This is a genomic window from Verrucomicrobiota bacterium (assembly GCA_016871535.1).
Taxonomy (GTDB): Bacteria; Verrucomicrobiota; Verrucomicrobiia; order Limisphaerales; family SIBE01; genus VHCZ01.
The window spans coordinates 1-8,612 of the sequence record VHCZ01000259.1 but is presented as its reverse complement, the minus strand read 5'-3'; the positions used below and the strand labels follow the sequence as shown (position 1 = coordinate 8,612).

The 8,612-nt window shown below is 59.6% G+C and carries 9 protein-coding genes and 1 pseudogene; 3 read left to right on the top strand and 7 right to left on the bottom strand.

The genetic code is table 11. From position 1 onward, the window contains the following. Positions 1-234: 234 nt before the first annotated feature. The gene (locus tag FJ398_23020; GenBank protein ID MBM3840777.1) at positions 235-1,383 is read right to left on the bottom strand and encodes a toprim domain-containing protein; all 1,149 of its coding nucleotides are present in this window, start codon (positions 1,381-1,383) and stop codon (positions 235-237) included. 107 nt (positions 1,384-1,490) lie between these two features. After that, positions 1,491-1,589, bottom strand: a pseudogene (locus FJ398_23015) (DUF2497 domain-containing protein). A 162-nt stretch (positions 1,590-1,751) separates the two neighbouring features. Here FJ398_23015 and FJ398_23010 point away from each other — a divergent pair. After that, entirely contained in the window at positions 1,752-2,210 is a 459-nt protein-coding gene (locus FJ398_23010) for a hypothetical protein (protein ID MBM3840776.1), read from the top strand. Between the two features lie 71 nt (positions 2,211-2,281). Here FJ398_23010 and FJ398_23005 read toward each other — a convergent pair whose 3' ends face one another. Both FJ398_23005 and FJ398_23000 read right to left on the bottom strand, forming a co-directional pair. After that, positions 2,282-2,527 (bottom strand): hypothetical protein, encoded by a 246-nt coding sequence (locus tag FJ398_23005; protein MBM3840775.1) that lies wholly within the window; start codon positions 2,525-2,527, stop codon positions 2,282-2,284. Continuing rightward, on the bottom strand, positions 2,505-3,002 hold the full coding sequence (locus FJ398_23000; GenBank protein MBM3840774.1) for a type II toxin-antitoxin system VapC family toxin: 498 nt from the start codon (positions 3,000-3,002) through the stop codon (positions 2,505-2,507). Before FJ398_23000 ends, FJ398_23005 begins: the two co-directional genes overlap by 23 nt. A 203-nt stretch (positions 3,003-3,205) precedes the next feature. Between FJ398_23000 and FJ398_22995 the strand changes: the two genes are divergently transcribed. Continuing rightward, on the top strand, positions 3,206-5,065 hold the full coding sequence (locus tag FJ398_22995; protein MBM3840773.1) for a levanase: 1,860 nt from the start codon (positions 3,206-3,208) through the stop codon (positions 5,063-5,065). Next, on the top strand, positions 4,848-5,375 hold the full coding sequence (locus FJ398_22990; GenBank protein ID MBM3840772.1) for a response regulator transcription factor: 528 nt from the start codon (positions 4,848-4,850) through the stop codon (positions 5,373-5,375). The genes FJ398_22995 and FJ398_22990 overlap by 218 nt, the downstream gene beginning before the upstream one ends. 253 nt (positions 5,376-5,628) lie before the next feature. Here FJ398_22990 and FJ398_22985 read toward each other — a convergent pair whose 3' ends face one another. The 3 genes from FJ398_22985 to FJ398_22975 all read right to left on the bottom strand — a co-directional run bounded on the left by FJ398_22985 (position 5,629) and on the right by FJ398_22975 (position 8,037). Continuing rightward, complete coding sequence (locus tag FJ398_22985; protein MBM3840771.1) at positions 5,629-6,738, bottom strand: Ldh family oxidoreductase; 1,110 nt, start codon at positions 6,736-6,738, stop codon at positions 5,629-5,631. Continuing rightward, complete coding sequence (locus FJ398_22980) at positions 6,684-7,355, bottom strand: RraA family protein (GenBank protein MBM3840770.1); 672 nt, start codon at positions 7,353-7,355, stop codon at positions 6,684-6,686. Before FJ398_22980 ends, FJ398_22985 begins: the two co-directional genes overlap by 55 nt. Positions 7,356-7,473: 118 nt before the next feature. After that, entirely contained in the window at positions 7,474-8,037 is a 564-nt protein-coding gene (locus tag FJ398_22975) for a YqgE/AlgH family protein (GenBank protein MBM3840769.1), read from the bottom strand. Positions 8,038-8,612: the final 575 nt, after the last annotated feature.

Below are 8,612 nucleotides of genomic sequence, written 5' to 3'. Positions count from 1 at the left end.
CCGAAAGTCCCTTTCTGAAGAGTTTGGCTATGGTTGTGTGCAAAACTGCCAGCGCATATATCTCCCCATATTACTGCCCCCCCCCCCCGCGACATGTCGAGCACGGAATTATCCTCTGGCACAACACATTGCACAAAACATGGCAAAAATTCGCCGGGGTCCGACAGGTGTTCCGGCGAAACGAGTTCCGGGAAAGAAAAAGCGCGACCCGGCCAAGGATCGCGCTCGAATGGTTCACCATGAATCCGAAACCCACGAAAGGAACGCTGTCCGGTGCGAGGTATCCCACAGGCTCATCGCCTCAGTGACGCTGAAGCGACCGGCCTTCCAGTCCCGCTCTTGCCTCCACACTTCAAGGATGAACCGTGCCGCGTGACGTTCGCTGCCCTGGAACTGCGTTGCCATTTCGTCGAATGCATCCGGCTCCCACGTTTTAGTTGTCAGCCCGCGCTCCCGAAGTGTCGGAAATGACTGCGCCAGTTCGACGATTGCCTGCCTGCGCGTGATCTCCTTCGTCAGGAGCCGTAGGCGCATTTGACGGCCATCGCTTCTGGGGCGCGGTCTGTCTTTGAACGGCAGCGCGGCGGCGAGTTCTTCCGCCGACAACTCCGTCGGTTGGCGGTCAGAAGCGAGCGGAACGCGGCGAACCAGTCGGTGCGGCGCGATTCGCCTGAAGAGATCGCCAGCACAGCGCTCCCCGGCTTCGTCCCCGTCCGTGAATATCCAGAGGCACCCGTCCGCTCCGAGCAGCGAGAGTATAAGATCGGCTTGTTTGTCGCCGAGGTCGGAACCCATGAGGGCGACTACATCCCGAAATCCGGCTTGCGTCAGCCGCCAGACGGAGGCAAAGCCTTCGACCGTGACCAAGTTATCCACCGGCCCTTTGATGCGATGGCCGTTGTAGAGGAATTCGCTTTTTCGGAATTCGTGCGTCACTCCGTCTTTTTCTCGCGTGCCGGGGAACAGATATTTCGGGTGTTCCTTGTCAATCGCGTTGTCATCGACGAGCCGTCCGGCGTAGCCGATGAGGTTGCCTTTGTCGTCGTGAAGCGGTATGGCCGCACGATGCGCGAGGAAACCGCGCTTGCAGAAGCCTAGTCCGAAATGGTGTATCGTTTCCGGCGTAAATTTGCGTCCGAGCAAATACGGGTGCGCGGGATCGAGACCTTTCAGTGTGAAATCAAGCGGTGCATTGATTTTCACCGGCTTGCTTGAATCGTGTGCGCTCTCGGCATTTCGAGGCTCAGGCGATTCAACTTCAGCGTTCTTTTCGCTCGATGGGACGATGCCGAAGAATGTTTCCTGGATACGGAGGGCTGCCGTGCGCAGTTCGTTTCCGTCTTTCGGATTGAGGCCGATCATGAGGGCGGCGAAATCGAGCACGTTTCCTTTCGCTCCGCAGCTATCGGCGCTCGAAACGCTTCACAGGGCACCGGCCCGGGGAGTGGCGGAACCGGAGGCAGCAGTTCAGCAACACTCAGCGCAAGCGGGGCACAAGGATCAGGTGGCGCGCAAGGAACCAGTGGTGTTGGTGTAGCCGGTGGTGCTGGTGGGGCGGCAAGCCAGGGCGGTGGTGGTGGTGGTGGTGGTCTCGGCTATAATGTTACCAATCCTCCTGCAAACTATCCTGGAAATCCTGGTGGAATTGGAGCTATTCCTGGCGGCGGGGGCGGGGGCGGGGGCGGGGGCTGGACTTCAAGAGGCGGTGCCGGAGGTAGAGGGCTAGTAGTGGTCTATTGGTGAAGCATGACGTGAACTGGGTTCGTCTTTTATTAGGAGGATTGTTGTCCTGTGTCGCCGGAGTCGATTTAGCCTTTGCGCAGCAATACAACCTCAAACGGTTCAGGATCGCGAGCGGTGGTGGCAAAAGTACCAACGCATCCTACACAGTGAGTGGTACAATCGGCCAACAGGACTCCGGCGCTCCCATGAAAGGTGGCAATTACTCGCTGACTGGCGGGTTCTGGAGCGTGATCGCAGTGGTGCAGACTCCCGGCGCACCTCTGCTATCCGTTCAGCCAGCCAGTAACAACATGGTCGTCATTAGTTGGCCCGTGTCTTCGAGGATTTTTGCCTTGCAGCAGAACTCGGCTTTGGGGACGACGAACTGGGTGGATATGCCGGCCGCGCCAGTGGTAGTTAATGGGCAAAATCAAGTGATTGTGCTCCCGTCTTTAGGCAACAGCTTCTATCGTCTAAAATCTCCGTGAATGGACGCGAAGCTTCCAACAGTGGGGGGATCGATCGAAGGAAGGAGCACGGACGAAAGGCGTCGGTCGCGCTATTCCTTTCGCTTGGGCGGAGTCGGCGGAAACTTTTCCTGAAGCGCAAGGGCGGCGGGTGAGTCGCGCCGGTGTTGTTCCGCGACGTAGCGCTGAAGTTCTTCTGCCGTTCGGATTAGTGGGCCGGAATGCCGGCCTTCGGCAGCGCGCAGTTCAGCAAAGGTGCGAGCAATGTCGTAGCCGGCTTCGCGCGCTAAGTCATCTTTGACGCGCCAGAGTTCTTCAAGAATCGGATCGGGTTTCATAGGGTAGTTCTCCCATTAGCTCCAACGGGGTGCAAACGCGCGGCAGCACACGACCGAGCTGTTGAGCCTCGCGTTCGAGGCGTTTCAAGATTTGCGCATTGGCCAGATGGCGACAGTTCCACGTTAGAAGGTAGTCCGTGGCAATGGCCGTGGCAACCGCCAGATGCACGGCATCGCGGACTGCTGGGGGTGGAAGGCACCCGGTAGCCAGAAAGACGCGGGCCAATTCCTGAGCGTCCCCGCTAACGGCCACGCGGGGCAGCTGCGCCAGCACCTCCAGCCGTCGCCGGACTTGCTCCGAGTCACCCCGGCTCGCCTCCACGAGGACTTCCTGGGAAATCAGGCAAGCAAAGCTCTCCCGTCGTTGTTGCCACCAGCCCCGAGTTATCTGCTGATTGGCGGCGGTCACCAAGTCGCGACTCGAATCAGCCACCAAGTAGCTCACGATGCTGGTTTCAATGTAAACGGTTTCCATCGTTGCCTGTGAAACTCTATGCGGCGCCTTCCTGCCGAGTCAATGACTCGGTAGGGAAATGGTGTCGGTCCAGACTAATCTAATTGGTGAACTGCTCTGGCCATGGACAGAGCAGTTCACTCATTCGGAAATGGTCGCAGTTTCCGCGCAGCGTCAGCGAATCCCCTTTGATTCATCGCCCATCACTGTCTAAACTTGAGCCCATGCGAATCCTTCGGCTGACCGCAGTGGCACTTCTCCTGGCCTGCGCATTTCACGTTTCTGCCGCCGAACTTTACCACGAGCCGTTCCGTCCCCAGTTCCATTTCACGCCCGAACGGAATTGGATGAACGATCCGAACGGGATGGTTTTCTTCAAAGGCGAATATCACCTCTTTTACCAATACAATCCTTTCGGCGATAAATGGGGACACATGAGCTGGGGCCACGCCGTCAGCCGCGACCTCGTCCATTGGGAACACTTGCCCGTCGCGTTGCCGGAGGAAAACGGCGTGATGATTTTCTCCGGAAGCGCGGTCGTGGACTGGAAAAACACCAGCGGTTTTGGCCAGGACGGCGCGCCGCCGCTCGTCGCCATCTACACGGGCCATTACACGAAACGACCTCTGCAAAATCAGCATATCGCTTACAGCACCGACCGCGGACGCACCTGGACTAAGTTCTCCGGCAATCCCGTTCTCGACATCGGCGAGAAGGATTTTCGCGATCCGAAAGTCTTCTGGCATGAACCGACGCGCCGCTGGGTCATGGCCGTGGCCTGGCCGGTCAAACGCAACGTTCGGTTCTATGCTTCCCCCAACTTGAAGCAATGGACCCACCTGAGCGATTTCGGTCCGACGGGTTCGACCAACGGAATCTGGGAATGTCCCGACCTGTTCCCGGTTCGCCTGGAAGGCAAGCCGGGCGAATCGAAGTGGGTCTTGATTGTGAACGTCGGCTCCGGCGCACCGGCGGGCGGTTCCGGTTGCCAGTACTTTGTGGGCGACTTCGACGGCACACGCTTTACGCTCGATGAGGCGTCCCAACTGCCGCTTTGGGCCGACTACGGCCGGGATTTCTATGCGGCGGTGTCCTGGTCGGACATTCCGAAGCACGATGGCCGCCGACTCTGGATCGGCTGGATGAGCAACTGGGAATACGCGGGCGTGGTGCCGACGTCGCCGTGGCGCAGCGCGATGTCTTTGCCGCGCGAACTTCTCCTGCGGCGTGTGGATGAAGGTTTTCGATTACTTCAAACTCCCGTGCGCGAATTGCGAAAGCTTCGCAGCCAGCATGTCCGCAATCGGGGCGGGACGGTTGACGAAATCGCGCAATGGCTCAGGCAGAAAAACGTCCGAGGCGCTCAGTTGGAAATCGACGTTGATTTCGAGGTGCGCGGCGCGGCTGCCTTCGGCTTGAAAGTTCGGCAAGGCAACGGCGAGGAAACGGTGATCCGCTGCGAACCGGCCAGCCAGCGGCTCTTCCTCGACCGCGCGCGCTCCGGCAAAACGGATTTCCATGCGAAATTCTCCGGAGTTTATGAGGCTCCGCTGCTTGTACGGGATGGCCGCGTGCGTTTGCAGGTGTTCGTGGACACGTCCTCGGTCGAAGTATTCGCCAACGATGGCGAGGCCGTGCTCACGGGTCTGGTTCTTCCTGTTTCGAGCAGCAGCGGTCTGGAGGTGTGGGGAACTGAGACCGGCCCGAAGGTTCGGAGATTCGACATTTGGAAGTTGCGTTCGGTCTGGCGTGAATACGGCTCAGGAGGCAGATCAGGAATGGCGACCACCAGCCTTCCCTTCATCTTTCTCACCGCGAAGGGGGAGAAGCTCGACGTCCGCGCGGGCATGAGTCTAGGCGCCGACGATTACTGCTTGGTCCGCGGGATGGACGACAAAGCTCGTAGCGCAGAGTTGCACTCTGCCGTATCGCAGAATTGTATTCTGCGGGGCGTCTCCCAGTCCGAGCACGCTGGGACTTGCCGGCGCCCTGCCGATTGGAAATCTGCGCTACGGTTCTCCGGTCGATCTGTCGTCAATCCCACGGTCTGCACAGTATCTCACCAAGCCGGTGGCGAAAGATGATCTGCTCGCGGCCATTCGCGTGCGGCTGGCCCGTGCTGCCCAGCAAGCCACGCCGGAATTCAAACCGAATTTCGCCAGCGCCAAACCGCTGGAGAAAGAGCTTGGACTGACACCGCGCGTGGCGGAAACGTTGCTCTGGCTGGCTCAGGGCAAGACCAACAGCGATATCGCGACCATCCTAGGCAACAGCGAGAGCACGGTCAAAAAGCACGTCCTGGAAATCTTCGCCAAACTCGGCGTGGAAACGCGCACCGCCGCAAGTCTCCGCGCGCTGGAAGTGTTGAGTTCACCGGCCGCGAAATCCGGCTGAGCAGGGCTGGCTTCCAGCCTGCCAGTGCCCGATGCGCCTGCGGGACTAAACCGGAACGATTCAGATGCAAGCGAGAAGCACACGCGCCCTCGCGTCTTCCGACTGGCCCTCGCCGGTCGGACCGTTGTTCAAGCCATGGTGATGAGCCGGGACGGTTTCGATCCGACTGAATGGGGTCGGCGGGGGCGCCGACCACAGCACCCGAGGCGCGTGCGCTCCTCATCCGTCCTGAATCGTTCCGGCTGAGAGAAGATCAAAGCGGCGAAGGCAAGCTCAGATCTAGCGCCAGGCCAACCAATTCTTCCCGCAGCGTCGCGTTGATCGGAATGCCTTCGGCCCGGCGGCGCTGCTCGGTCTCGTGCTCGATTTCGCCAGGGACGTAAATGCGTTCGCTGCCAGGCGCGCGCGGACACGAGTGCATGAGATCGATGATTTCCTCGACCCGACGGCTGAACTCGGCGCGCGGCATGAAGTTGTCGATCTTGATGGCGGCAAACGACTGCGCCACATCGCTCGGCGATTCGAGCTTCTGATACAAGCCCTTGACGTGGGTCGAGAATCCACCGCCCACGAGCACGCCCGTGAGAATGTCGACGAACAGGCTTAACCCATAGCCTTTGTATCCTCCGAAAGGCTGAATCAAACCGCGATCTGCGGCGGCGTTGGGGTCGTCGGTCGGCAGGCCGTGTTTGTCCAACGCCCACGAGGGAGGGATTTTCTCGTGCTTCTGCTGCGCCAAGAAAATTTTTCCCCAGGCCACGGCGCCGGTCGCCATATCGAGCACGAGCGGCGGATATTTCCCGGCCGGCACGGCGATGGCGACGGGATTGTTGCCCAGACGTCCTTCGCGTCCGCCCGTGGGAGCCATGCTGGCGCCGGCATTTGTCGCCGCGAAACCGATCATTCCGCTCTCGACCGCCTGGATCGCATAGAACGCCGCCGCGCCAAAGTGATTGCTGTTCTGGACTCCCACGATCGCGGCGCCCGTGGCTTCTGCCTTGGCAATCGCCAGCTTCATCGCCTCCACGCCGGCGATCTGTCCGAGGCCATGCCCGGCGTCGAGCAACGCGCTGGAAGCGTGTTCGGAAGTGATTCGAGGATGCACGCGGGCCTTGAATCCGCCCGCGCGCAGCCGCTCCGTGTAGATCTTCAGCCGAATCACGCCGTGGGAATCGACCCCGCGCAGGTTTGCGAAGATCAAATTCTCTGCCGTGATTCTCGCGTCGTCCGCCGGCACGCCCAGCTTCTCGAAGCAAGCGGCGCAGAACTTCAAGAGCGAGTCGGGGGAGACTTTCGATTCCTCGGCGCTCACGATTCGTAAAGCCGCTTCAGTTCTTCCAGGGAGAAGCTCGGAGATTTGCAGTGGCCGATGATGCGCTGCTCCCGCTCCGCAACTTTTGCCGCGGCCTGAGGAATGTCGCGCACGATGTCGGTCGGGACGACGAGCACGCCGTGCTTGTCGGCATGAATCAAGTCGCCGGTCCGGACAAGAGTTCCGCCCACTTTGACCGGCCCGCCGAAATCAATGAGGTGCACGTAAGCGTGGGAAACGCAAACGCCGGCGGCGAAGTAGTTGAAGCCCATCGCGTGCACCTCGTCCAGGTCCCGAACGTGTCCATTCGTCACGACACCAATGCAGCCGAGGCGCTGGTGAATGGTGGATTGAACTTCGCCAAAGTAGGCCCCGACGCCCACAGGTTGGTCTAGGTCTTGCATCACGACGACGCGCGGTTCCGGGATTTCCAGAATGCGCTTCCAAAAATCGTAGCGCGAACCGGGGCGCGTCGCAGGTTGATCGGCTGCGAAACGGCCAGTGATGGCGTAGCCCGCCATGACGCCGAACTCCGGGAACAGGCTGCGAATTTCCGGGGACATGAACCCGTGGTTTCGCGGGCGGAGATTGAACAACTCGACGGCGTTGGAGACGGTTGGCGTGCTCAGGGCGCGCAGCGCGTCGAGATCTTGTTGGGTGAGGCTCATGGTCGCAATTCCGGTTCCGCACGAGTGCCAGAGGACGCGCCTTTACTAGGTCAGTGGCCGCAGGGTGTCAAATTCTTCCTCGCGGAGTCTCGGAGTCCGCCGTACGTCTTGCGTGAGATCAGTTCCACGACAAATCGTCCGGCATTTGGGAGAGGAGTCTGAATTGGACGCCTTTCTTCTGGCTGACAATAGCTCGCCAGAGCGTGGCGGGATCCTTGGCAAAAACGACTTCGATGGACGCCGGGTGAGTCAGCCAGGCCTTGCGCTTCATTTCGTCGTCGAGCTGTCCCGGCCCCCAGCCGGCGTATCCGGCGTAAATCCGCACTTGCTGGCTCGGAGAGAGCGATTCACCGATTTCCACCAGCGAGTCGAGCGAATGCCCCAGGTTGAGATTGGAAATGACATTGGCTTGAGGCAGAAACGTATCGGCGTGGAGGTAACTCAAAGCCGTGGGTTGGACCGGCCCGCCCAGGAAAAGGGATTGTTCCTTGAGCATGTCGGGAAGGTCGGCAACGAGCATTTCGCCGACCTTGTTTTCGCTGGAGCGGTTGATCACGAGGCCGAACGCGCCTTCTGCATCGTGCTGGCAAATCAGGACGACGGTTCGGTGGAAGAACGAACCGTTCAGCATGCCGCTGTCCAGCAGCAACTGGCCTTTCAGCGATTTGAATTTCTCAGCCATTTCTTCTCACGCCGACGGTTTACTTTGCCCCAGACTTGCCCGGCTGACAATTCTGATTCACATTCGGGCATGGCCAAATTCATTCTGCTGGTTCTGTTGCTTATGACGATGGCGGCGGCGTTAGGTTGCAAGACAAATCCCGGCAGCCGCGAGTTCATCCCCGGCAAAGGCTGGGTGCCGACAAGGTAATGGTCCCCCGAACCGCCATTGACGGGCGTCACAGTCACGTTGAAGGTTCGTTAGGTGATGAGTTTGAGAGCGGCGCCGGTTTATCCGGGTCTCTGAACTTGGGGATCGACCGGCACACACCGGTAACCCACGTTTTGCCACCGCAGTCAGGCACCCTTTGGTTCCCTCTGCCAAGCCATAGGGTCTAGACCGCCGATTACACGCCCTCGCCCACTGCGAGTCATGAGAAAGGGAACAGATGTTTGACCACGTCATCCAGTTATCCAAATCTTTGGATAAGACGATTTATGCTGAGTGCCGGATTATGCCAAGTTGGTGACAGCCGAGTGTGCGTATTCGAGTGAAAACTGGGTGCCCGCTTGATTTGAACTTGGGATAATTTCGAG

Bases quoted from the DNA above. Each gene is read 5' to 3' on its own strand.
- FJ398_23005 (MBM3840775.1), bottom strand. From the start codon at position 2,527: ATGAAACCCGATCCGATTCTTGAAGAACTCTGGCGCGTCAAAGATGAC.
- FJ398_23000 (MBM3840774.1), bottom strand. From the start codon at position 3,002: ATGGAAACCGTTTACATTGAAACCAGCATCGTGAGCTACTTGGTGGCT.
- FJ398_22995 (MBM3840773.1), top strand. From the start codon at position 3,206: ATGCGAATCCTTCGGCTGACCGCAGTGGCACTTCTCCTGGCCTGCGCA.
- FJ398_22980 (MBM3840770.1), bottom strand. From the start codon at position 7,355: ATGAGCCTCACCCAACAAGATCTCGACGCGCTGCGCGCCCTGAGCACG.
- FJ398_22975 (MBM3840769.1), bottom strand. From the start codon at position 8,037: ATGGCTGAGAAATTCAAATCGCTGAAAGGCCAGTTGCTGCTGGACAGC.